A 23073-nucleotide genomic window follows, 5' to 3' on the forward strand; every position below is an offset into this window, starting at 1 on the left:
CAGTTGCACGGTGGCCTGCCAGTTGAGCAGGGAGCAGACACCGGCAGACGGTGCACCCCAGGGAGCAGAACCCGCGCACTCAACCGCGAAGATCCCCTACACCACACAGCGGGACGCCATCCCGCCGATCGAGTCGGCCGTCTACTTCGGCGTCGCCGAATTGCTGACCAACGCGGTCCGGCACGCCCACGCCTCACGGGCGCGCGTCAGCCTCGCCAGGGACGAGGCCGGCCTCGTTGTCGAGGTCGAGGACGACGGCCGGGGCGGGGCCGACGAGCGAGCCGACGGCGGGCTCGCAGGCATGCGACGCCGCCTCGCGGTCTTCGACGGCACCCTGGAGATCACCAGCCCACCGGGCGGTCCGACCCGTGTCAGGATGGCGCTGCCATGCGAATCCTTGTAGCCGAAGACCTCTACCTCCTGCGCGACGGGATGGTCCGCCTGATCGAGGCGTACGGGCACCAGGTGGTGGCGACCGCGACCACCGGGCCTGAAACGCTCGACGCGCTGCGGACGTGGCGCCCGGATGTGTCCGTCATCGACGTCCGCATGCCACCGGACCAGTCGGACGAGGGCCTGCGGGCGGCCCTCGCCGCCCGCGGCGAGACGCCCGGCCTGCCGATCCTCATTCTCTCCCAGCACGTCGAGCAGCTGTACGCCCGCGAGCTCCTGGTCGACGGCTCCGGCGGCGTGGGCTATCTCCTCAAGGAGAGCGTGTTCGACGCCGACCAGTTCATCGGCGCCCTCGAACGCGTCGCGGGCGGCGGGACGGCCATGGACCCGGCCGTCATCGCGGAACTGCTGTCCGGCAGTTCCCCGCACCGGGGACTCGAACGGCTCACCGAACGCGAGTACTCCGTGCTGGCCCTCATGGCGCAGGGACTGTCCAACCAGGCCATCGGCCGCCGCCTCTTCCTCAGCGAGAGCGCCATCAGCAAGTACACCACCTCCATGTTCGGCAAGCTCGGCATCTCCGACGACGACGACACCAACCGCCGTGTCCGCGCCATCCTCACCTACCTGAACAAGCCTTAGCGCGATCCCGCCGCCGGGAACAAGCCTCGGCCAGATCCCGCCACGGGCACGTTCACCGCACCCACTCGTACGCGCCGTCCGCGTACCGTCACGAGCGCGGACACCGGCTGGGACTGGCCCTGCGTGTCGGCTGTCGGCTGTCGGCTGTCGGCTGTCGGCTGTCGGCTGTCGGCGTGCACGGTGGTCCGCTTCGTCCTCGGAGGTGTTCTCGAGCCGGACCAGTCGTTGGCGGAGAGCGTCTCGTAGTAGACCTGGGCGGCCGAGCCCGCGGTGGCGGTCAGCCACTACAGCGAGATGCCGGTGAGGGAGCGGTCGCGGTCGGCCGCCCGCCCGCAACCCCTCGGGGGAGCAAAGCTTTCCGGCCGGGTCCGGCCGGGTCCGGGCGGGCGAAGGACGTGCCCAGGAGCCCGCGGGCCCACACGGCCGTGCGCCCCCGCGCCTCCTCACAACCGCTGCAGGATCGTCGCCGTGGACAGCGCGCCGCCCGCGCACATGGTGATGAGGGCGAACTCCTTGTCGCTCCGTTCCAGTTCGTGCAGGGCGGTGGTGAGCAGCCGGGCTCCCGTGGCGCCGACGGGGTGTCCGAGTGCGATGGCTCCGCCGTTGACGTTGACCTTGGCCAGGTCCTGGTCGAAGACCTGGGCCCAGGACAGGACGACGGAGGCGAAGGCCTCGTTGATCTCGACCAGGTCGATGTCCTTGAGGGACATGCCCGCCTTGCCCAGGACGGCGCGGGTGGCGTCGACGGGCCCGTCGAGGTGGAAGTGCGGGTCGGCACCGACCAGTGTCTGGGCGACGATCCGTGCCCGCGGCCGGAGTTTCAGCGCCCTCGCCATGCGTTTGGAGGCCCACATCACGGCGGCGGCGCCGTCGGATATCTGCGAGGAGGTGCCGGCGGTGTGCACGGCGGTGGGCAGGACGGGCTTGAGCCGGGCGAGCGCCTCCAGGGAGGTGTCGCGCAGCCCTTCGTCCCGCTCGACGGAGCGCCACATGCCCTCACCCGCCGCCTGTTCCTCCTCGGTGGTGGGCACCTGGACGGCGAACGTCTCGCGCTTGTAGCGCTCCTCCGCCCAGGCGGCGGCGGCGCGTTGCTGGGAGAGGAGGCCGAGGGCGTCGACGCGTGCGCGGGTCAGTCCGCGGTGGCGGGCGATGCGCTCGGCGGCCTCGAACTGGTTGGGCAGGTCGACGTGCCATTCCTCGGGCCAGGGTTTGCCGGGGCCGTGCTTGGAGCCGCTGCCCAGGGGCACGCGGGTCATGGCCTCGACGCCGCAGCCGATGCCGATGTCGATGACGCCGGCGGCCACCATGTTGGCGACCATGTGGTTGGCCTGCTGGGAGGAGCCGCACTGGCAGTCGACGGTGGTGGCGGCGGTCTCGTAGGGCAGCCCGGCGGCGAGCCAGGCGTTGCGCGCCGGGTTCATGGACTGCTCGCCCGCGTGCGTGACGGTGCCGCCGACGACCTGTTCGACGCAGTCGGCGTGGATGCCCGTGCGGCCGAGGAGTTCGCGGTAGGTCTCACCCAGCAGGTAGGCGGGGTGCAGGGTGGCGAGGGCGCCGGAGCGCTTGCCGATGGGGGTGCGTACTGCTTCGACGATGACGGGTTCGGCGGCCATGAGTCGTCCTCTCCAGCCCGGCTGGCTCCCCACCAGCGCGACGAACACAACTAGTACGCGTTCTAGTTCTTCGGACAGTGTGAGGAGGCGGCTCCCCGCCGCGCAAGGGGCGTGCACGAGTCCGGCGTGCGCCCCGTGCGCAAGTTCCGCCGCCGTGGCCCTTGCCACTTGTAGAACCCGTTACTACCTTCGGGGCGATTCTGATGGCCCGTCAGCACCACGCGGTGGCGCCCCCGCGCCTCCCGCCTCGACGGCTCCCCCGGTGCCCGTGGTGCCGGGGCTGCTCCGGGTGCCGCCTGTGCCGTGAGGGCCCAAGACCTCGAAGAGGGAGTGGAGCCGCCGATGTCCTCCTGCCCCGCACTGCCCGACGGGTTCGACTTCACCGATCCGGACGTCTACCAAGAGCGCGTGCCCCTGCCCGAGTTCACCCTGCTGCGCGAGACGGCCCCGGTGTGGTGGAACCCGCAGCCGCACAACGTGGCCGGATTCGCGGACGACGGCTACTGGGTGGTGACGCGGCACGCCGACGTCAAGGAGGTCTCCACCCACCCGGAGCTGTTCTCCTCGAACCTGAACACCGCCGTCATCCGCTTCGCCGACCACATGACGCGCGACCAGATCGACATCCAGAAGCTCATCATGCTGAACATGGACCCGCCCGAGCACACCCGGGTGCGCCAGATCGTGCAGCGGGGCTTCACCCCTCGGGCCATCCGCGCGCTGGAGGACGCACTGCGCGAGCGTGCGAGGCGCATCGTGAGCGGCGCGAGGGACGCGGGAAGCGGCGACTTCGTCACCGACATCGCCGTCGAACTGCCCCTCCAGGCCATCGCCGAACTGATCGGCGTCCCGCAGGAGGACCGCTCCCGCATCTTCGAGTGGTCCAACAAGATGGTCGCCTACGACGACCCCGAGTACGCCATCACGCAGGAGGTGGGCACCCAGTCGGCGGCCGAACTCGTCTCGTACGCGATGACGATGGCGCAGTCACGCAAGGAGTGCCCCGCGCACTACGCGAACGACATCGTCAGCAAACTCGTGGCCGCCGAGGGCGAGGGCAATCTGAACGCGGACGAGTTCGGCTTCTTCGTGATCCTGCTGGCGGTGGCGGGGAACGAGACCACGCGCAACGCCATCAGCCACGGTATGCACGCCTTCCTCTCCCACCCCGAGCAGTGGGAGCTGTTCACCCGCGAGCGGCCCGCCACCGCGGCCGAGGAGATCGTGCGCTGGGCCACGCCCGTGGTCTCCTTCCAGCGCACCGCCACCCAGGACACCGAACTGGGCGGACGGAAGATCTCCGCCGGGCAGCGCGTCGGCCTCTTCTACTCGTCGGCCAACAACGACCCGGAGGTCTTCGCCGATCCGCACGTCTTCGACATCACCCGCGACCCCAACCCGCACCTCGGGTTCGGCGGCGGAGGGCCCCACTTCTGCCTGGGCAAGAGCCTCGCCGTGCTGGAGATCAATCTGATCTTCCACGCCATAGCCGACCTCGTCCCCGGCATCTCCCTGGCGGGACCGGAACCCCGCAGGCTCCGCTCGGCCTGGATCAACGGCATCAAGGAGCTGCGGGTCCACTACGGATGACGGCCCCGCGCAGCCTCACGCGGCGCGCGTGTACGCGCCCGGCGTGACGCCGTAACAGCGGACGAACCAGCGGTGCAGATGGGCCTGGTCGGCGAAGCCGCAGTCCGCCGCCGCCTCGGCCGCCGTGGCACCGCCCGCCAGCATCCGCCGGGCGGCACGCAGCCGCAGCTGCCGCTGGTAGTCGCTGGGCGGCATGCCCATCTCGGCGCGGAACGCCCGGTAGAGAGCGAAGCGGCTGCACCCGGCCGTCCGCGCCAGACGCTCGGCCGGAACCTCCCCCGCCCAGTCGTCCTCCAGCAGCCGGCGGGCGCGGCGTACGGCAGCGGTTCCGGCGCGCGCATCGGCGACGCGCGCGGGGCTGTGCGCGCCCCGGCGCACCATGGCGAGAACGGCGTCCGTCAGCCGCTCGTCCCGCGCCAGCGCACCGGCTGCGGCGCCGGCCGAGACGGCGGCGTTCAGCCGCAGCAGCGCGCGCCGCAGCACCGGGTCCTCGCGCACCGGCTGCGGAAACAGCGGCATGGGGGCGTCGCGGCCCGCCGCGTCGGTGAGGACGCAGCGGACGAGGTCGGGACCCAGGTGAACGATGCGGTAGGTGAAGCCCTGTTCGACGGCCGATTCACCGTCGTGCGGATCGTCCGGGTTGAAGGCCATCACCATGCCGGCGCCGCTGGTGTGCCGCCCGCCACGGCAGTGGAAGCGCTGCGCACCCGTCTCGGTCACGGCGAAGGAGTAGGCGTCGTGGCTGTGCCGGTGGAAGACGTGCCCGGTGAAGTGCGCGCGCATGGCCTCCACCGGCTGGTCGGGCGCCCGCCAGTAGCGGACCCAGTCGCCCGCCGCGGTGCCGTCCCCGGCCTCCCGGCGCGCGCACTCACCCATGGCGTCAGTCTGCCAGGGCCACCCGCCGTGCTGCGGAGCCGTCCACGAGGTGGGCGCAGCTCGCGCACGAGCGTTCAATACGGCCGCCCGCAACGCCCGCAACCTGGGCTCATGCGTTTCGATACGAAGATCGCCGTCGTCGTCCGCGCCGACCTCGCGGACTGGCAGAAGCTCAACGTGACCGCGTTCTTGGCCAGCGGGATCGCGCACGCCTCCGACGAGGTGATGGGCGAGCCCTACGAGGACGGCTCAGGCAACCTCTACCTGGCACTGGCCCGCGAGCCGGTGCTCTGTTTCGCGGCGGACGCGGACGGGCTCGCGACGACGCACCGGCGTGCGCTGTCCCGCGGCCTGGCCACGGCCGTCTACACGGACGAGATGTTCGCCACGGGCAACGACGCGGACAACCGCGCCGCCGTCCGGGCGGTCGAGGCCGACAAGCTCACCCTCGCGGGGCTGGGGCTCTACGGCCCGCGCAACGCGGTGGACCGTACGGTCAAGGGCCTGAAGCTGCACGGGTGACGCGGCGGGCCCGGCCGCCGCGTCACGCGCCGCGCGGTGGGGCGGCGGTCGCCGCCCCCGCCCGCCGGCGGCAGTCCCGTCGGCCGGTGAGCCCTCGATGGCGGCCGCACCGCCCACCCGCGAGATCCCGACGGCACCCCCGCCCGCCGGCGGTCAGCCGACGGCTGTCCCGCCGGGCGGCGAACCGGAAGGGGCGTTCTCGGCCGAAGGACCAGCAGCGACTCTTCCGCCCGACGGAACACCGTCGTCGCTCCCAGCCGACGGACCAGCAGCGGCACTTTCGTTCGAAGGACCCGCAACGGAATCGCTGCCCGGTGGCCACGGACGCGGCCGTCCGTCCGTTCCGCCCGGTGGCGGTCCCGCGGTGGGCGCCCTGCGTTCCCGCAGCCGGGCCAGCCACCTCGCACCGGCGAAGCCCGCCACCACGGCCAGGACGCCGCCCACCGCGTCCAGCAGGTAGTGGTTGGCGGTGGCCATCACCACGAATGCGGTCATCAGCGGGTAGAGGACGCCCAGCGCCCGCAGCCAGACGTTCCGCGTCATCATGAAGACGACCACGGCGCACCACAGCGACCAGCCCACGTGCAGCGAGGGCATCGCGGCGTACTGGTTGGACAGCGAGGTGAGCGCGCCGAAGTCGGGGTCGGCCAGGTCCTGCGGCCCGTGCGCCGTATCGACGTAGCCGAGGCCCGGCATCAGGCGCGGCGGTGCGAGCGGGTAGAGCCAGAAGCCGACCAGCCCCAGCAGGGTGGCGCAGCCCAGCGCCGTGCGCGCGCCGCGGTAGCGGGGCACCCGGCGGGCGTACAGCCAGGCCAGCAAGGCGATCGGCACCAGGAAGTGGAACGTCGAGTAGTAGAAGTCGCAGGCGTCGCGCAGCCACTGGGTGCGCACGGCCAGCCTGTTGAGGCCGTGTTCGACGTCCAGGTGCAGGAAGGACTCCGCGTCGAGGATCTGGTGTCCGTGGCCCTCCGCGAGGGAGCGGGAGTCGGGTGCGTGCCCGCGCACCCAGGAGTAGGCCCAGTACCAGACGCGGATCAGCAGCAGTTCCAGCATCAGGTTGGGCCGGCTGAGAGCGCCCATGGGTTCGGGCGCGTCCCACACGGCCGCGTCGCGGCGCATGAAGGGGACGACACAGGAGGCGAGCAGCGCCGCGAGCAGCACCGCGTTCTCGCCGAACGCCCCGAAGACGGCGACCTTCGGGACCAGCGCGCTGCCGTCCAACGTCATCACCATGGCGACGAAAACCGGCCACACCAGCCGGTCCCCTGTGCGTCGGCCCACCCGGCCGACCACGGCCAGCAGCACCCACAGCTGCTGGTGCTGCCAGGCGACCGGGGAGGCCACCACGGCGGCGCTGCCGACGATCGCCGCGGCCAGCAGCGGCTGCCCGTCCCGCGCGTAGCGGACCGCGCGGCGCAGCGCCAGCCAGCCCACCGCGGCCGCCGCCAGGGCGAACAGCACGATCTCGGCAGGCCCGTGCAGTCCCGCGCGCAACAGGGCGCCGTGCAGCGACTGGTTGGCGCTCGCGTCGGCGGGCCCGCCCAGCCCCGCGCCCGCGACGTGGTGGATCCAGTACGCCATGGAGTCGCCGGGCATCACGACCCAGGTGGCGAGCGTGCACAGCAGGAAGGTGCCCGTGCCGGTGACCGCCGCCTGACGGCGGCCGGTGAACCACAGCAGCGGCAGGAACAGCACGGTGGCCGGCTGCAATGCGCACGCCACACCGATCAGGGCGCCCCCCGTCCGCGCGCCCAGGAGGGCACGGCCCGTGCCCGACAGCGCGGCGGGCCGCGCGCCGGATGCCTCGCCCGCCCCGTGGGACGCTTCCGGCTCCCCTCGCGCGCCGCCCAGCAGCCAGCCGGCCAGCACCAACAGCACGGGCAGCACGCTGGTCTGGCCCAGGTGGAAGGTGTTGCGTACGGGTATGGAGAGCGCCAGCAGGCTCAGCGCGGCCGGTACGGCGCACAGCGCGGCACGCCGCGGGACGGGCCCCGGCAGCGCCCTGGCCGCCAGGACGCCCACGGCGGCGACCAGCAGCATCGTGCCGAACGTCCAGGCGACGCCGAGTGTCTGCTCGGCGGCGCGGGTGAGCGGTTTGAGTACCAGCCCGGCGAACGGCGTACCGGTGAAGGGCTGGTCACCGTCGTAGAGCGAATCGTGCAGGCGCAGGACGCCGTTGTCGCCGAGCCAGGCGAACAGGTCGACCAGCCGTTCCTCCTGCGGGAGCCGCAGCACGGCGGTGGCCTGCCGCACCGCCAGGCCGAGCGTGAGGACCCACAGGCCCGCCAGGAGCACGCCCGGACGGAATCCCGCGCGGCTCCACGGCCGCGTGGCACCCTGTCCTGGGCCGTTCCCGCCCCCGGACCACTTCCCGCCGCGGTCGGGGCTCTTGGGCCCCTCCGCCACCGATTCCGCCGCCACGCCCCGCCGTCTCCGTCCTGTCCGCCGGTCAGCTCACCGCCGGCCCCCCGCGCTGTACCACTGTGTTCCGGGCCGCATCGCACGAGTGTGCGCCCGCGACCTCCTCACGTCAGACGCGAGAAACCTACTCGCTACCTGACAGCCGCGCCCGGTCGGTTGACCAGAACGGGACAAGCCTTTCCGCGCCCGGAAAGGCAGCGGCCGGGGCGCGGAGCGGCAGCGGCCGGGGCGCGGGTGCCGGGCCGCCGACGCCTGCGGCGGGTGAGGCAGGATGGGGACATGAGCATCGTCAAGATCAACGCGCTGACCGTGCCGGCTGAGCAGCGGGAGGTGCTGGAGCAGCGCTTCGCCGCCCGCAAGGGGCTCGTGGAGAGCGCCGACGGCTTCGAGTGGTTCGAACTGCTGCGCCCGCTGGAGGGTTCGGACCGCTACCTCGTCTACACCCGCTGGCGGGACGAGGAGGCGTTCCAGGCGTGGATGAACGGCCCCATGAAGGAAGCGCACCAGCGCGCGAAGGGCGACGACAGCGAGACCGGCGACAGCGGCAGCGGCGCCGGGAGCGCGGAGCGCCCGAAGCCCGCCGCGACCGGTTCGGAGACCTGGTCGTTCGAGGTCGTGCAGCAGGCCCCGCCGAAGAAGTGAGCCGGCCCGGGGCGCACCCCGGGCCGGCTGGGCGGTGAGAGGGGCGTCCGGCGGAGACGGTCACACGAGGCATCCGACAGGCGATCTCAGGGGCGCCCGGCGGACGGGCCGGTGAGCGTCCGCCGGATCAGGCGGCGGCCGCGGTGGCGGTGAGGCGGATGCGGCCGTCGGCGAGCGGTTCGAGGCGGAGGTGTTCCAGGTCCGGCACGTGGAGGGTGGGCCGGTGCTCGGGGGCGCGGGGGCCGACGCCGATGACCGGCATGCCGGCGGCCAGACCGGCGGCGATGCCGGCGGCCGAGTCCTCGAAGACGGCGCACTCGCTCGCGGGGAAGCCCAGCTCGGCCGCGCCCTTGAGGAAGCCTTCCGGGTCCGGCTTGCTGGCGCCGACGTCCTCGGAGGTGACGCGCAGCTGGGGCATCCGCAGTCCGGCGGCCGCCATGCGGGCCGTCGCGAGACCAGGGGACGCGGAGGTGACGAGCGCGTGCGGGAGGTCCCGGAGCGCCGCGAGGAAGGCCGGGGCGCCGGGCACGGGCACGATGCCGTCGGTGTCGGCGGTCTCCTTGGCGAGGAGGGCGCGGTTCTCCGCGTAGTTGACCTCCATGGGCCTGTCCGGGAGCACGGTGGCCATCGTCAGGTGGCCTTGGCGGCCGTGTGCGACGCGCAGGACCTCATCGGGGTCGAGGCCTTTCTCGGTGGCCCACCCCCGCCAGATCCGTGCGACCACGGCGTCGGAGTTGACGAGCGTGCCGTCCATGTCGAGCAGCAGCCCGCGAACGGTGATGGAGGGGGTCGTCATGCGGAGCTCCCTGGGGCGCGAGCGGTCGCGGACGGCTCAGCGGAGCCGTCCGGCGCGTACGGCCGGGTCGGCGAACGAGGACAGATGGCCCGCCCGCCGGTCAGGGACGCCCCTTCCAGATGCGAGGGGCACGGGCGGGACCATTTGTTCCTCCATCATACAAACTGAGCGCCGCGCCCCGCCAGCCCGCTCACCCCGACGTACGGGACTCCAGGTGGCGACGGGTGGCGGGGCCGTAGTCGCCGGGCGGGTCGTCCCAGAGGCGGTAGTGCGCCTGGTAGCGGAAGACGCCCTCCTGCACGCCGGAGGAGTAGACGCCGTCCTCCTCCGCGCCCCTGTCGTAGTACCCGGCCTGCTTCAGCCGCCGCTGCAACTCGGCGACCTCGGACCCCGAGTCGCCGGGGCGCAGCGTCTCGCCGAACGACGCGTCCGGCCGCACCTGGTGCGCACGGCCGCCCCGGTGCTCTCCCTCCGCTGACCCGCCCTGACGCCTCTCCTTCCCCCCTCCCTCACGGGAAGGAGAGGCGGAGGGCCGCGTGGCGTGCTCGTCGCCGTCACGGTCGGCGCGGGGCGTGCCCGGTGTGCCCGTACGGGACGGCGCCGGACGCGGCCGCTCACTCAGGCTCGGAGCCTGCGACGTCGAGGGCGAGGCGGTCGGCAGCGCGTGGGTGGGGGCGTCGGTCGGGAGGGGGCGCATCGCGCGGCCGTCGTCCGCGCCGCGGCCGTCGTCGGTGAGGATCTGGGTGGTCAGCAGGCCCGCCCCCAGCACGGCCGCCACACCGACGCCGGCGAAGACCGCCGTGCTGGGCCTGCGGCGCTCGCTGCCGGCCGCCTGGCGCCCGGCGGTGGGGGCGGCGGACCCCGTGACCCCGCGCCCCGCCCTGCCCCACGGCACCGGCAGTCCACCGGTTCGCTTGCGGCCGTTCCGCCGCCCACTGTCGGTGGCGGCGGGCAGTTCGGCCGTCTCCTCGGTGCCCCGCGCCGCGAAGGGCGTCAGGTCGGGCAGCGGCGCGGGGGCTTCCTCGCCCGCTCCCGGCCTGGTCACCCGGGGCGGCTCTTCCTCGGGGGAGCCGGGCGCGGGGCCCTCGGGCGTCTGCCCCGACTCTTCGGATGCCCCTGCCGTCCCGGCCGATCCCGCCTCGTGCAGCCGCACGTAAGGACGTATGTGCAGAGGGTCCGCCGGCTGGCGCTCCGGCCGTCCCTCCGCACGCTCTTCGGGTTCGCCCTCCCGCGCGCCGGGTCTCTGCCCGTGCGCGCAGGACAGCGCGCTCCCTCCGCACTCGGGGCAGCGTTCGTCCCCCCCTCATCCCGATCCCCTCCCCTGGTACGGCCGCGCCCCCCGCGAGGGCCGTACTGTCCGGATCACGGCAGCTGCCGTGCCCGAATCGCCTGCAACTGTCCAGTGGTGGACCCTACGCGGTCCGGGTCGGTCAGGGTCAAGCACCCGTGAAAAGTCGATACGTTCATAGACGCGCACAGAAAGGGGCAGAGAGGGACGTCGCACCCGGACGGACCCCGGCCGGCCTGTGTGGCTCGTATCGCCGTGTCGCCCGTCACGCTGTTCGCGCGTGACGCCGTGCCGCTCGTGGCGCTGTTCGCGCGTCACGCCGTCACGCTCGTGCCGTACCGCTAGGCCGCCCGGGGCGGCTCCGAGCGGCCCGTCTCGGCGTTCAGTTGCCGCACCAGTTCGGACAGGTCCGAGGGGCGGTCCGGGGTCCACCAGTCGCCCAGCAGGTCGGAGAGGAGCTGCTGGCGGGCGTCCGTGAGCTCCCGCGCGGCCTGCTCGCCGCGCGGGGTGGCCACCAGCTCCAGGCCCGCCCTGGTCGCCAGACCGCGCTCCTCCAGCTCCCTGGAGCCGTCCACGACCACCCGGCGCGGCACGACCCCGGCGTCCTCCAGCAGCGCGGGCTCGACGGGCCCGTCGTGGTGGACGCGCAGCAGCATCCACGTGGCGGCTGGCGCCAGCTCGATCCCGGCGGTCGCGGCGATGCGTACGTACAGGTCCCGGCGCCCCTCGATGCTGCACAGCCGGGACAGTGCGCGGGTGACCTCGTCGGCGGAACTGCGCTCGACGGGGCAGGGGCCCAGCGTCTCGCTCTCGTCCGGCACCTGGACGCTGCGGCGGAGCTTCTGCTCGCGCAGCAGCCACGTCAGCAGGAAGGCGAGGGCGGCGAGCGGTGAGGCGTAGAGGAAGACGTCCGTGATGGAGGAGGAGTAGGCGTCCAGCACCCCGCGCCGGGCCTGGGGAGGGAGCCGTCCGATGGACTGCGGGTCGTGCTTGAGGCTCTGAGGCGTCACGCCCGAGGGGAGGCGGCTGCCGCGCAGCGCGTCGGCGAGTTTGCCGCCGAGCCGGGAGGCGAAGATCGCGCCGAAGACGGCCACGCCGACGGAGGCGCCGACCGAGCGGAAGAAGGTGACGCCCGAGGTGGCCACGCCCAGATCGGCGTAGCGGACGGCGTTCTGCGCGACCAGCACGAGCACCTGGAGCACCAGACCGAGCCCGAGGCCGAAGACGGCGAAGTAGGCGATCATCTCCCACTGCGAGCTGTCGGGCGTCATCCGGTGCAGCAGCACCATGCCGACCGTGGTGATCGCCGTGCCCAGCACGGGGAAGACCTTCCAGTGCCCCGTGTGGGTGATCAGCTGGCCCGACAGGGTGGAGGAGACGAGCACGCCCAAAACCATCGGCAGCATGTGGACGCCCGACATGGTCGGGGTGATGCCGTGCACGACCTGGAGGAAGGTGGGCAGGTAGGTCATGCAGCCGAACATCGCGAAGCCGATGACGAAGCTGATGGCCGCGCAGAGCGTGAAGTTGCGTACCGCGAAGATGCTCGGCGGCAGCACGGGCTCGGCCGCCCTCCGCTCGACGGCGACGAAGCAGGCCAGCAGGGCGGCGGCCAGCACGGCCAGGCCGTAGACCTGCGCGGAGTTCCACGGCCACGAGGTGCCGCCCAGCGAGGTGACCAGCACGACGCAGGTCGCGACGGCCGCGATGAGGAACGTGCCCAGGTAGTCGATGGTGTGCGGGTGGCGGCTGACCGGGAGGTGCAGCGCGAGGGCGATCACCACGAGCGCGATCACGCCGATCGGCAGGTTGATGTAGAAGACCCAGCGCCAGTTGAGGTGTTCGGTGAAGAATCCGCCCAGCAGGGGCCCCAGCACGCTCGTCGTCCCGAACACGGCTCCGAACAGGCCCTGGTAGCGGCCGCGCTCGCGGGGCGGCACCAGATCGCCGACGATCGCCATCGACAGAGTGATCAGCCCGCCGCCGCCGACGCCCTGTACGGCGCGGTAGCCGATGAGCTGCGGCATGTTCTGGGCGATGCCGCACAGCGCCGAGCCCACCAGGAAGATGACGATCGCCGTCTGGAAGAGCCGTTTGCGCCCGTACTGGTCGCCGAGCTTGCCCCACAGCGGGGTGACCGCCGTGACGGCCAGCAGGTAGGCGGTCACCACCCAGGACAGGTGCTCCATGCCGCCCAGGTCGCTGACGATGGTGGGCAGCGCGGTGGCGACGATGGTCTGGTCGAGCGCGGCCAGCAGCAGGCCCAGCAGGAGCGCACCGATCGGCAACAGGACCCCGCGCGTGCCGGTGCTTGCCGGGCTCGCCGCTTCTTCCCCGCTCATGGGTCCACGGTGCCCCGCCGCGCGCTCCGGGGCGCGGCGGCCGCGTCCGTTGGGGGGGAGCGGCGGGCGGCGCCCCGCGGAGCGCCGCCCGCCGACATCACCCCATCGGGTGACGGCCGGCTCCAACCGGCTCCAACCGGTCCGGCCGAGCCCGGAGGGGGTCAGGCGACCGGGAGGCTCAGGCGATGGCCTCGTACAGGCTGAAGGCCGCCAGGGCCAGCATGAGCAGGGCGGCGACGCGGGTGATCAGCCGCAGCGGCACGTACTTCATGAGGGTGCGGCCGCCGAGGATGCCCAGCGCGGCCACCGCCCACAGGGCGAGGACGGCTCCGAGACCGACCGAGAACGGGTCGTCGTAGCGGGCGGCGAGGTTCGCGGTCATGATCTGCGTCAGGTCGCCGAACTCGGCGACCAGGATCAGCATGAAGCCGCTGCCCGCGACCTTCCAGAAGGACTGGTCGGCGGGCTTGCGTGCCTGCTCCTCCTCCTCGTCGTCCTTCTTGAGCAGCAGCACGGCCGCACCGATCAGGAACAGCACGCCCACGATGGCCTGCACGAGCCGGTGCGGGAGCAGGGTGAGCACGCTGCCCGCCGCGACGGCGAGCACGACGTGGAGCGCGAACGCGGCGGCGACCCCCGCGAAGACGTACGACGCGCGGTAGCGGGTACCGAGCATCAGCCCGGCCAGGGCTGTCTTGTCGGGCAGCTCGGCGAGGAAGACGACGCCGAAGACGACGCCGACGACGGTGAGGCTGAGCACGGGGACTCCCAAGTGGGTCGGGCTGCCGCACCGGCGCAAGCTCACTTCGGCACGGCAGCGTCGCTGGCTGCCCGTGCACGGCGCACGGACGCGGACACTGCGGCCGAAGGTCTCGCTGGCGCGGCGCCGCCACGCAGTGGCGGGCACCCCGCTCCGGGCGCCGGGCCCGCGCGGCGGGCCAGTGTGTCGACGGTCCGGCGAAGAGCTACTCCCCTTCAGACGCGTACGAGGGTACGTGAGGTATCCGCCGCGACGCGATCGCCTCCCGGGGTGGGGTACGCCACGCCGTACGCCCCGCTCCCGGTCGCCGGGGTTGCCGAGACCACCGGGGCCCGGCCGCACCGACGGCCGGAGAAAACGCGTCGGAGCCGGCCGCGCCACCGGGCCCGACGAGCCCCCCTTCGGGGCCGACCGGATGACCAACTCCCCCTCCACGTCCGTCGTGTGGGTGTATCGCGTGTGGCCGGGAGGGCTTTCCCGGGCAGGCTCTTGAAGTGACGTGCACACGACCGTCACGCTGTGAACCGCACCACCGACACCATCCGCACCACGATTCGGCACCAACGCTCGACTTCCCCCCACACACAGGGAGTTCGCATGCCGCACGAACACCGCACAGGCCGCCGCCTCTACGCGCGTCGACGCTGGTCGGCCCTCCTCGCCGCCCTCGCGGCCCTCGTCTCCGCCCTGCTGGTCGGCCTCACGCTGGGCGCCTCCCCCGCCTCCGCCGAGCCCCCCACCCCGCCGAGCGCCGAGGAAGCCACCACCATGCTCGGCGACCTCACCGAGGCGGACGAGGGCTCCATGGACGGCTACTCGCGCGAGAAATTCCCCCACTGGATCGACCAGGGTGACAACTGCAACACCCGGGAAGCCGTCCTCAAGCGGGACGGCGACGGCGTCGAGACGGGCAACGACTGCTACCCGACGAAGGGCTCGTGGACCAGCCCGTACGACGGCGAGAAGTGGACCGAGCCCTCCGACCTGGACATCGACCACGTCGTCCCGCTCGCCGAGGCGTGGCGCTCCGGGGCCTCCGACTGGACCCAGGACAAGCGTCAGGAACTGGCCAACAATCTTGAGATCGCCCAGCTCCTCGCCGTCACCGACAACGTGAACCAGGAGAAGAGCGACCAGGACCCCGCCGAGTGGATGCCGCCCTCCTCCGGCTACCACTGCGAGTACGCGCGGATGTGGGTCTGGGTCAAGCACACCTACGACATGACGGCCGACGCCCCGGAGAAGGCGGCCCTCAAGAAGGCCCTGGCGACCTGCTGACCGTCCTGCCCGCTCACGGGCAGGACGGGATCCGGCCAGGAAACTGGTCGGAGTGCTCCCTCGTTCCGTACGGTGCGGGTCGAAAGCCCGCACCGTACGGCGCCGCCGGTCCGACGACGCCGGTGCGGCGCGCGGTACGGCACCGCCCACAAGGGCGTGCCGTGAGGCGCGACGGGCACGAGGGACGCAAGGGAGAAGGGCATGACCGGCCTCCGACTGGGCCCACTGCTGCGCTACGTCGATCAGGACACCGCCACGGTCTGGCTGGAGACGGAGGGCCCCTGCGAGGCCGAAGTGCACTGCGAGGGCTCCACCGCGGGGGGCGCGGCGCGCACCTGGCGGGTCGCCGGGCACCACTACGCGCTGGTCACCGTCGTCGGCCTGGAGCCTGGCAGCGAGACGCCCTACCGCGTCACGCTGGACGGCGAACAGGTGTGGCCACTGGCCGACTCCGCCTACCCGACCAGCACCATCCGCACCCTTCCGCCGCCCGAGGCCTCCCCCAGCGGAACCGAGCCGTTCCGGATAGCGTTCGGCTCCTGCCGCTGGGCGGCCCGCCCCGCCGGCTCCCGGCACGACCCGGTGGGCCCCGACGCGCTGGACGCACTGGCGCAGCAGGCCATCGCGGGCGGCCCCCTGCCCGACGTCCTGCTCCTGCTGGGCGACCAGGTCTACGCCGACGAGACCTCCGAGCGCGTCCGCGCCAAGCTCGCCGAACGGCGCGACGTGGAGAGGCCCCCGTGGGACCAGGTGGCCGACTATGAGGAGTACACCGAGCTCTACTACGAGTCCTGGCTGGACCCCGAGGTGCGCTGGCTGCTGTCCACCGTTCCCAGCTGCATGATCTTCGACGATCACGACGTGATCGACGACTGGAACACCAGCGAGGCGTGGCAGCGCGAGATGCGCGCCACCGACTGGTGGCGCGAGCGCATCCTGGGCGGGCTGACCTCCTACTGGGTCTACCAGCACCTGGGCAACCTCTCCCCCGCGGAGCTCGCCGAGAACCCGGTCTTCGCCGCCGTACGGCACGCGGAGGACGGCACGCCGGCGCTGCGCGCGTTCGCCGAGCGCGCCGACGCCGACCCGGCCGCGGCCCGCTGGAGCTACCGCCGCGACTTCGGCCGCATCCGGCTGCTGATGGTCGACACCCGCGCGGGCCGCGTCCTGCCCGAGGCCGAACGCCGGATGGTCGACGACGAGGAGATGGACTGGCTGCACGAGCAGGTGCTGGACGGCGGCCCCGGAGCCGTCGACCACCTGCTGCTCGGCAGTTCGCTGCCCTGGCTCCTGCCGCCCGCCGTGCACGGCCTGGAGACCTGGAACACCGCGCTGTGCTCCGGCGCCCGGGGCGCGCGCTGGCTCGGGTTCAGCGAGAAGCTGCGGCAACGCGCCGACCTGGAGCACTGGGCGGCCTTCCCCCGCTCGTTCCAGGCGCTGACGGAGCTCATCCAGCGCGTGGCCGCCGACCAGGAGGCGCCCGCCTCCGTCAGCGTCCTGTCGGGCGACGTGCACCACGCCTATGCGGCCCAGCCCCAGTTCGACGACCTCAAGGTCTCGGGGGGCGGCCGGCCCGCGCGCGTGACGCAGCTGACCTGCTCACCCATACACAACAGCATCCCCGCCGCCATGCGGTCGGGCTTCCGCTTCGGCTGGAGCCGGATCGGCCGCGGACTCGGACGGGCGCTGATCCGGCACGCACGCGTCGAGGAACTCCCCTTCCGCTGGCGCCGCACGGGCGGCCCCTGGTTCGGCAACATGCTGATGACGCTCACCATGCACGGCAGGGAAGCCACCTACGTGCTCGACCGGGCGAGCGCCGCGACCTCGGCGCCGGACGGCACACCCCGATCCGGCCTTGAGCGGGTCTTCAGCGGCCGGCTCAGCGGGACCGAACCGGCCGCCGGGAACGACGGTTGAGGCGCTGACGTCCCCCACAACTCGCGCCGACGGCTCGACGCGGGGGCGTGGGGGCTCGGCGCGGGAAGGGCTCAGGCGGCGCAGGATGGGCGCAGGCGGCGCGGGGGATGGGCGCAGGCGGCGCGTCAGCGCCCGGCCAGAGGCACCGTGAAGCAGGCGAGCCGGGCGCCCGCCTCCCCCGCGTGGCCGGCTTCCGTGCGCGTGCCCGACTCGTGCAGCACCACCGACCTGGCCTCCCCCTTGCGGAACGTCCAGTCGTGGCGCGAGACGGCCTTCCCCTCGCCCTTCGCGTTCGTGGTGAAGTCCAGCCACACCTCGTTGCGCGGGTTGGCGTAGCGCGGGTCGGTCGAGGGCCGCACCGGATCCTTCTTGTTCTGGTAGTGCGGGCCCCCCTCGTCCGGCTCGGCCCCGCACGGCTCGGTGTGCACATGCGCCCCGTACGTGCGGTTCCTCGGCAGACCGCCGACCTCCAGCTGCACGCTGGTCGCCCCGTCGGTGACCGTACGGGTGACCCCGATGCTCGCCCCGGCCGGCACCTTGGCGCGGTCGTAGGTGACCGCGTCGGGGCGCACGAACGCGTTGGCCGGGGAGAACTGGTCGTAGCGCACCAGAATCGACCGGTTGCTCAGGTCGGCGCCGCCGGCCCCCGTGCCGCCCAGCCGGAAGACACGGTGCGCGCCCTCCCCGTCGGTCACCCTCAACTCCCGGGTCAGCCGGCCCTCTCCGCCGTCCCCCTCCCCGCCGTCGTCCCCACCGTCGTCACCGCGCTTCTCCCCGCGGTCTTCGCCCCGGTCCCCGCTGCTGACGATCTCCACCGTGCCGGAGCCCACCCGCAGGCTGAGGTCCCGCAGGTCGACCCCCTCGCCCCGCCGGAACGACCGCAGAATCCGCGTTCCCTCGCTGTCACCGAGATCCCACACATCCCCGAGGTCCTCAAAATCCACCCGGTTTTCCGGCCCCCGGTTCGCCGGTTCCCACAGGTGCGGCAGGACCTTGAGCCCCTGGAGACCCCCGGCAGCGGGTGCCTCGCTCGCCGAACTCGGCTCGCTCCCCGCGAACAACGCCGTCACCATGGTGACGGCCGTCACTCCCCCCACCCCCGCCGCGCGCATACGTGCCCTCATCGTGCTGGCCTCCACCGATTCACGTTGTCCTATGGTCTGATTCAGTGCATCTGTAACCAGCCACGGTGCGAGAGCGTCGCCACGGCCACCCAGCGGCCCTGAGCGGGGGACCCGGGCGTACGCTGTACGGCGGTAACGCGCCAGCCGACGACAGCCGGGCAGGGGAGAAACGGGGACAACAGTGCCGGACATCCTGGGGTCGGTGACCGGATCCCCATGGATCTACGCGGTCATCGCCGTCTCCGTGCTGCTCGACGTCTTCGTACCCGTCCTGCCCAGCGGCGTGCTCGTCATCACCGCGGCCACGGCAGCCGCCGGCACCACGGCGGCCGACGCCGCCGACCTGCCCAGCGCCGCAGCACGGCACGCCGCCCAGAGCGGCCACCTGCTGGAAGTGCTCTCGCTGGTGCTGTGCGCGGCAGGCGCCTCCGTCCTCGGCGACCTGGCCGCCTGGCGGCTCGCCTGGCGGGGCGGCGACCGCTTCGACCGCGCCCTCGCCCGCTCCCCCAAACTCGCCTCGGCCCAGGAACAGCTCGGCCGGGCGCTGTCCAGGGGCGGCGGCACCCTCGTCATCCTCGCCCGCTTCGCCCCCGCCGGACGTTCCGTCGTCAGCCTGTCCGCGGGCGCCGCGCACCGCAGGGCCCGCGACTTCGTGCCGTGGTCGGCGCTCGCCGGCGTGGCCTGGGCCGCCTACAGCGTGGGGCTCGGCTACCTGGGCGGCCAGTGGCTCGGCACCAGTTGGCTCGGCACCGCCGTCTCGGTGCTCGCGCTGTTCCTCGCCGGAGGCTTCGCCGCCTACCTGATACGGCGCGAACCGGACGCCGCGCAGGCCGCCGGTCCTGAACCCGCCGGCCAGGAGACCCTGCCGGCAGCCGGCGCGACACTCCCGGGACCCGCGACGTTCCCCGTGCTGCCGCTGTTCCTGCCCGCCATGCGCGTGGTCGGCGTCCCCGACGCCGCGCCCTGCTTCTCCGGCACGGAGCCGGGCTTCTCCGGCGCGGAGCCGGGCTTCTCCGGCGCGGAGCCGGGCTTTTCGGACAGCGAGCCGAGCTTTCGCGGCGTCGCGAACGAGGCAGCGACGGGCGACGTGGCGACACACGAAGTGAGGACATCCGAAGCGATGCCGCACGACGTGGGGCCGGCGTACGACGTGGCCGCGGGCGAGGCGGTGGGGAGCGGCGAGGGCGTCACGAACGCCGCCCCGGTGACGTCAGCGCCCGCGTGAACTCCCACGGCCGCTGCGGCACGCCCGAACAGCGGTCCTCGGCCGGATAGGGCAGCTTCCCGCACGGCCGGTCACGGTTGACGGACCAGAAGGCGAGTCGGGCCAGCCCGTGGCGGCGGGCGTACCGGGCGATGGTACGGAAGTCCTCCACCGAGACGACCTCCTGATGGCCCGTGATCCCGTTCATGGTCGAGATGCCGCTGTGCGCGTAGGCGTCCGCTCTGGCGTAGCCGTACGCCGACCGCAGCCGTGCGACCAGCCCCTCGGTCGCGCTCACGGTGGCACGGGCCATGTCCACCCGACGGGCCTGCTGCGTGGCGGCCTCGTCCCGGGGCGGCTCGCCGAAAGCGAACGGCATGATCGTCCACGCGTCCGGCTCCAGCCCGGCACGGGCCGCCGCGTCGATCAGCCGCGCGTCGGGTCCTGTGCGGGCGCTGGGCAGCGTCACGTACAGCGAAAGCCCCGGCACGGCGGCCTTGACCTGCTTCAACGCCTCGACGGTCTTACGGCGCGCCGCTGCGCTCGCGTACGCGCGCGTCTCGATGTCGACGTCGATCGCACGGAGCCCCAAGGCACGGATCACCTCCCGGTACGCCCGGGCGAGCGCGGCGGCGTCGGGACAGTCCTGCTCCAGCGTGCGACCCGCACCGCCGCCGAACGACACGACCGGCTCGCCACCCGCCGCGCGCACGGCCCGCACGGCGCGCTCGTCCGCCCCTCCGGTCAGCGGCCGCACCCCGTCCCAACGCGGTGTGCAGCCCGAGGCGCTCAGCACGAAAGCGAACGTGAAACCGTCCACGCCGGTGGAGCGCAGCAAAGGGCCGGGAGCCGGCGGGTCGCCCCAGCCCAGCGAGAGGTACGGCACCACCTCCGGACCGGACGCGCCTGCCCGCGATACCGGCACGGTGGCACCGCCGGGCAGCGTCATCCCCAGCGCGGCGAGCCCCAGCAACGGAACCCCCACAGCACGCGCGGCACGCCCCCGACGGCGGCGCCCGCTCCGGCGGCACGATCCGATGACGGTCATACCGCCCATCCCTGTCCCTGAGGCACACCTCCCCCACCCGGCAAGGGACCGTTCCTACCATCTGATGACCGCAGCCGGGCGAACCGTGCCCCCTTCCGCCCTCTCGCTCCGTCTCCGGCCACGCAGGCTCACCACCGGGTCACATTCCGGCGGAGCCGTCGATGCGCTCGCGGAGGAGATCGGCATGACCGTTGTGCCGAGCGTACTCAGCGATCATGTCCACCAGGATCCTCCGCAGCGAGACCGGGTCGCCGGTCCACTTGCGGATCCCCGTCTCCTCCAACGACGCGGCAGCGGCCGTGATCTGCCGTGAGCGCGCGCACTCCGCCCGCCAGACGGCGAAGGCCTCGTCGACGTCACCGTCCAGGTCGTCGAAATCCTGGTCGGGTTCGGCGTCGGAGTAGTGGAGCAGCGGAACGTCCTCGCCCGCGAACTGGATACGGAACCACCAGCGCTCGACTCCGGCCAGGTGCCGCAGGATGCCGTGCAGGGACAGCCCCGACGGCGGAACCGCCCGCTCGGACAGCTGCCGCGGAGTCAGACCCGCGCACTTGAGCTCGAAGGTCGCCCGGTGCCAGTCCAGAACAGCACCCAGGGTCTCCCGCTCACCACCGACCGCAGGCGGGTCGGGACGGGTGTCGTCATCCCACCGGGGCGATCGGTGCTGGGGTGCTGGAGTGCCGGTCATCATCTGCCCTTCCTGGCCACGAACGACCAGCTTGGCAGGCCCCACTGACAACGGACGGGCAAAAGAGCGGCCCCCGCGAACCGGCTGCCGCCCGACCTGCGGCTCCCTCGTCGGCTCCCGGGCAGGCACGTACGGAGCCGCACACGGCAAAAGGTCCCCGCAGCGGGCTGCGGGGACCTTCAAAGGCACTGGTCGAAGCTTTGCGAACCGGGTGGGCACAACTGGGATCGAACCAGTGACATCCTGCTTGTAAGGCAGGCGCTCTACCGCTGAGCTATGCGCCCGGAGTGGTGGGACGACAGCGTACCCTGCCGGGCCGTGGGCGGCGCAAACACGGGGTGGGGCGGGGAGGGCGGGGCCGTGAACGAATCGACGCGTGTGTTCGTTGACCTCGGGTGGGAGAATGACAATCGGTCGATGAGTGAGCGGCACACACGGGGAGAGGTTGCGTGGCGGCGATGAACGGCGGCGGTACCCGTCGCTGGGGCTGGGGCAGTGGCCGTGCCGAGCAGTCGCGGACCGAAGCGCAGGCGGCGAAGGACGCCGCGGCCGCCGCATTCTACGAGCTGGACACCGCCCAGCGTGACCTGCGCATCTCCATCGAGACGATCACCGCGGTCGACGCCTCCCCCGCGGGACGCAAGGCCGCGGCGGACTTCGCCGACTTCGGCAGGCGCATCGACAGCGTCAGCCACGCGTACATCACCACCGTCGACGCGCACGACTTGGACGGGGACGATCTCGACGCCGCCGCGGCCTCCCGGGCCCGCGCCGAGCTGGACCGGGCGCGGCAGGAGCTGGAGCGGGTCAAGGGGGAGCTCGACCGGTTCGCGCAGGGCCTCGGCTCCCTGCTGACGCGGGCCGAGAACCAGCTCGCCCGCCTGGCCCCCGCCGTGGAGCGGGCCCGCCAGGGGCTGCTGGCCGCGAGCAACGCGCTGGACGCGGTGCGGGCCCAGGGCCTGAAGGCGGACGCTCTGGCGGCCCGGCTGGCGGCGCTCTCGCCCGAGCTGACCAAGCTCAACGAGGGCGCCGGCACCCACGGGGTGCAGGAGACCCTGCAGCGCGCCGACCGGGTCGTACGGGAAGCGGAGGCGGTCCGCGCCGAGGCCGAGGGGCTGCCGCAGAAGGCGGCGGACATCGACAAGAGGCTGGCGTCCCTGCGCACCCGTACGGAGGCGCTCCAGACCCGCGCGGGGCAGGTGGAGCCGGTCCTCAGCGAGCTGCGGCGCCGCTTCAGCGTCGCCTGCTGGCAGGACCTGCAGAACGTGCCGCAGCAGGCCGAGCACTCGGCGCGGCGGGCGAACGAGAAGCTGGGCGAGGCCCGCACCGCGCGGGCCGAGCAGCGCTGGCCCGATGCCACGTCGCTGCTCTCGACGGTGCGGGCGCTGCTGAACACCACCGACGAGGCGGTCAAGGCCGCGGGGGAACGGCTGCGGCGGCTCAACGAGGTCTCGTTCGACCACAGTGAGGAGGTCGAGCGCACCCGCTTCGCGATCCGTGACGCGCAGCGCCTCGCGATGGCCGGACGCAGCACGCCCGATCCGCAGCACGCGCAGCCGCTGGACAACGCGGTGGAGCGGGTGGACCGCGCGGTCGCCTCGTTGAGCGGCCGGCACCCGGACTACTGGCACCTGCTCACGGAGCTGGACGCGGTGCGCGAGACGGTCCAGCAGGTGGTGGAGCGGATCCGCCACGAGCGGGCCTCGGGCGGCTGATCCGCCGGTGGCCGAGCGGAGCCGTCCGGTCACCAGGCGCCGTGTTGAGTCCGGGTCGCCACGGGAGGATGCTGGAGGGTGAGTACCGAGCGCCTCCGATCGCTTCGAGGAGGCCCCCGTGGCCGCTTCTCCCGCCCCCTCCGGCCGTCAGCAGCCCCGGAGCCTGCTGACCCGGCTGGCCCGGTCGCCCCGGCCGACGCTCGGGCGGCGC

At 73.0% G+C, this 23073-nt stretch carries 18 protein-coding genes, 1 tRNA gene and 1 pseudogene; 9 read left to right on the forward strand and 11 right to left on the reverse strand.

Features of this window, described 5'->3' with window-relative positions; translation table 11 throughout:
* Positions 1–403 (forward strand): sensor histidine kinase (locus DTL70_RS11475; protein ID WP_181860885.1); only part of this gene is annotated, 403 nt, incomplete at its 5' end.
* On the forward strand, positions 388–1035 hold the full coding sequence (locus DTL70_RS11480) for a response regulator transcription factor (protein ID WP_114021811.1): 648 nt from the start codon (positions 388–390) through the stop codon (positions 1033–1035). The genes DTL70_RS11475 and DTL70_RS11480, both read left to right, overlap by 16 nt.
* Positions 1036–1478: 443 nt before the next feature.
* On the opposite strand, the gene DTL70_RS11485 is transcribed toward DTL70_RS11480, so the two are convergent.
* Positions 1479–2648 carry a steroid 3-ketoacyl-CoA thiolase gene (locus tag DTL70_RS11485; RefSeq protein ID WP_114021812.1) on the reverse strand — a complete coding sequence of 390 codons (1170 nt, stop codon included), beginning with the start codon at positions 2646–2648 and terminating at the stop codon, positions 1479–1481.
* 342 nt (positions 2649–2990) lie between these two features.
* Here DTL70_RS11485 and DTL70_RS11490 point away from each other — a divergent pair, with 342 nt between their 5' ends.
* Positions 2991–4238, forward strand: coding sequence for a cytochrome P450 (locus DTL70_RS11490; protein ID WP_114021813.1), 1248 nt, complete (start codon positions 2991–2993; stop codon positions 4236–4238).
* 15 nt (positions 4239–4253) lie between these two features.
* Here the strand turns inward: DTL70_RS11490 and DTL70_RS11495 are convergent, their stop codons facing one another.
* Positions 4254–5114 (reverse strand): AraC family transcriptional regulator, encoded by an 861-nt coding sequence (locus tag DTL70_RS11495; protein ID WP_114021814.1) that lies wholly within the window; start codon positions 5112–5114, stop codon positions 4254–4256.
* Between the two features lie 111 nt (positions 5115–5225).
* Here DTL70_RS11495 and DTL70_RS11500 point away from each other — a divergent pair, with 111 nt between their 5' ends.
* A complete protein-coding gene (locus DTL70_RS11500) occupies positions 5226–5636 on the forward strand; it encodes a DUF2000 family protein (protein ID WP_114021815.1) in 411 nt (136 codons plus the stop codon).
* Between the two features lie 153 nt (positions 5637–5789).
* Here DTL70_RS11500 and DTL70_RS11505 read toward each other — a convergent pair whose 3' ends face one another.
* Positions 5790–7931 carry a bifunctional glycosyltransferase 87/phosphatase PAP2 family protein gene (locus DTL70_RS11505; RefSeq protein ID WP_245979286.1) on the reverse strand — a complete coding sequence of 714 codons (2142 nt, stop codon included), beginning with the start codon at positions 7929–7931 and terminating at the stop codon, positions 5790–5792.
* Between the two features lie 405 nt (positions 7932–8336).
* Here DTL70_RS11505 and DTL70_RS11510 point away from each other — a divergent pair, with 405 nt between their 5' ends.
* Positions 8337–8699, forward strand: coding sequence for an antibiotic biosynthesis monooxygenase family protein (locus tag DTL70_RS11510; protein WP_114021817.1), 363 nt, complete (start codon positions 8337–8339; stop codon positions 8697–8699).
* 127 nt (positions 8700–8826) lie between these two features.
* Here DTL70_RS11510 and DTL70_RS11515 read toward each other — a convergent pair whose 3' ends face one another.
* From DTL70_RS11515 to DTL70_RS11530, 4 genes are all read right to left on the reverse strand, one after another.
* Complete coding sequence (locus DTL70_RS11515; protein WP_114021818.1) at positions 8827–9495, reverse strand: HAD-IA family hydrolase; 669 nt, start codon at positions 9493–9495, stop codon at positions 8827–8829.
* A 190-nt stretch (positions 9496–9685) separates the two neighbouring features.
* Complete coding sequence (locus DTL70_RS11520; RefSeq protein WP_147266766.1) at positions 9686–10648, reverse strand: peptidoglycan-binding protein; 963 nt, start codon at positions 10646–10648, stop codon at positions 9686–9688.
* 476 nt (positions 10649–11124) lie between these two features.
* Entirely contained in the window at positions 11125–13125 is a 2001-nt protein-coding gene (locus tag DTL70_RS11525; RefSeq protein ID WP_114021820.1) for an MDR family MFS transporter, read from the reverse strand.
* Positions 13126–13303: 178 nt separating this feature from the next.
* Positions 13304–13885, reverse strand: a complete 582-nt coding sequence (locus DTL70_RS11530; protein WP_114021821.1) for a TMEM165/GDT1 family protein — start codon at positions 13883–13885, stop codon at positions 13304–13306.
* Between the two features lie 597 nt (positions 13886–14482).
* Between DTL70_RS11530 and DTL70_RS11535 the strand changes: the two genes are divergently transcribed.
* On the forward strand, positions 14483–15163 hold the full coding sequence (locus DTL70_RS11535; protein ID WP_114021822.1) for an HNH endonuclease family protein: 681 nt from the start codon (positions 14483–14485) through the stop codon (positions 15161–15163).
* 201 nt (positions 15164–15364) lie between these two features.
* The gene (locus DTL70_RS11540) at positions 15365–17083 is read left to right on the forward strand and encodes an alkaline phosphatase D family protein (protein WP_114021823.1); all 1719 of its coding nucleotides are present in this window, start codon (positions 15365–15367) and stop codon (positions 17081–17083) included.
* Between the two features lie 125 nt (positions 17084–17208).
* Here DTL70_RS11540 and DTL70_RS34225 read toward each other — a convergent pair whose 3' ends face one another.
* The gene (locus tag DTL70_RS34225; protein WP_245979289.1) at positions 17209–18207 is read right to left on the reverse strand and encodes a superoxide dismutase family protein; all 999 of its coding nucleotides are present in this window, start codon (positions 18205–18207) and stop codon (positions 17209–17211) included.
* A 181-nt stretch (positions 18208–18388) separates the two neighbouring features.
* On the opposite strand from DTL70_RS34225, the pseudogene DTL70_RS35110 reads away from it, so the two are divergent.
* Positions 18389–19060 (forward strand): annotated as a pseudogene (locus tag DTL70_RS35110) (DedA family protein); the annotation flags it as partial.
* Positions 19061–19394: 334 nt separating this feature from the next.
* On the opposite strand, the gene DTL70_RS11555 reads toward DTL70_RS35110, so the two are convergent.
* The 3 genes from DTL70_RS11555 to DTL70_RS11565 all read right to left on the reverse strand — a co-directional run bounded on the left by DTL70_RS11555 (position 19395) and on the right by DTL70_RS11565 (position 21431).
* Positions 19395–20396: a chitinase gene (locus DTL70_RS11555; protein WP_245979291.1), complete on the reverse strand. Its 1002-nt coding sequence runs from the start codon at positions 20394–20396 to the stop codon at positions 19395–19397.
* Positions 20397–20598: 202 nt separating this feature from the next.
* Positions 20599–21147, reverse strand: coding sequence for a DinB family protein (locus DTL70_RS11560; RefSeq protein ID WP_114021949.1), 549 nt, complete (start codon positions 21145–21147; stop codon positions 20599–20601).
* Positions 21148–21359: 212 nt separating this feature from the next.
* Positions 21360–21431 (reverse strand) — tRNA-Val (locus DTL70_RS11565).
* 174 nt (positions 21432–21605) lie between these two features.
* On the opposite strand from DTL70_RS11565, the gene DTL70_RS11570 reads away from it, so the two are divergent.
* Positions 21606–22862, forward strand: a complete 1257-nt coding sequence (locus DTL70_RS11570) for a coiled-coil domain-containing protein (RefSeq protein ID WP_425470352.1) — start codon at positions 21606–21608, stop codon at positions 22860–22862.
* Positions 22863–23073 lie beyond the last annotated feature (211 nt).

Source organism: Streptomyces diacarni, from assembly GCF_003323715.1.
Lineage (GTDB): Bacteria > Actinomycetota > Actinomycetes > Streptomycetales > Streptomycetaceae > Streptomyces > Streptomyces diacarni.

Bases quoted from the DNA above. Each gene is read 5' to 3' on its own strand.
- DTL70_RS11480 (WP_114021811.1), top strand. From the start codon at position 388: ATGCGAATCCTTGTAGCCGAAGACCTCTACCTCCTGCGCGACGGGATG.
- DTL70_RS11485 (WP_114021812.1), bottom strand. From the start codon at position 2,648: ATGGCCGCCGAACCCGTCATCGTCGAAGCAGTACGCACCCCCATCGGC.
- DTL70_RS11490 (WP_114021813.1), top strand. From the start codon at position 2,991: ATGTCCTCCTGCCCCGCACTGCCCGACGGGTTCGACTTCACCGATCCG.
- DTL70_RS11495 (WP_114021814.1), bottom strand. From the start codon at position 5,114: ATGGGTGAGTGCGCGCGCCGGGAGGCCGGGGACGGCACCGCGGCGGGC.
- DTL70_RS11500 (WP_114021815.1), top strand. From the start codon at position 5,226: ATGCGTTTCGATACGAAGATCGCCGTCGTCGTCCGCGCCGACCTCGCG.
- DTL70_RS11510 (WP_114021817.1), top strand. From the start codon at position 8,337: ATGAGCATCGTCAAGATCAACGCGCTGACCGTGCCGGCTGAGCAGCGG.
- DTL70_RS11515 (WP_114021818.1), bottom strand. From the start codon at position 9,495: ATGACGACCCCCTCCATCACCGTTCGCGGGCTGCTGCTCGACATGGAC.
- DTL70_RS11525 (WP_114021820.1), bottom strand. From the start codon at position 13,125: ATGAGCGGGGAAGAAGCGGCGAGCCCGGCAAGCACCGGCACGCGCGGG.
- DTL70_RS11535 (WP_114021822.1), top strand. From the start codon at position 14,483: ATGCCGCACGAACACCGCACAGGCCGCCGCCTCTACGCGCGTCGACGC.
- DTL70_RS11540 (WP_114021823.1), top strand. From the start codon at position 15,365: ATGACCGGCCTCCGACTGGGCCCACTGCTGCGCTACGTCGATCAGGAC.
- DTL70_RS34225 (WP_245979289.1), bottom strand. From the start codon at position 18,207: ATGAGGGCACGTATGCGCGCGGCGGGGGTGGGGGGAGTGACGGCCGTC.
- DTL70_RS11560 (WP_114021949.1), bottom strand. From the start codon at position 21,147: ATGACCGGCACTCCAGCACCCCAGCACCGATCGCCCCGGTGGGATGAC.
- DTL70_RS11570 (WP_425470352.1), top strand. From the start codon at position 21,606: ATGAACGGCGGCGGTACCCGTCGCTGGGGCTGGGGCAGTGGCCGTGCC.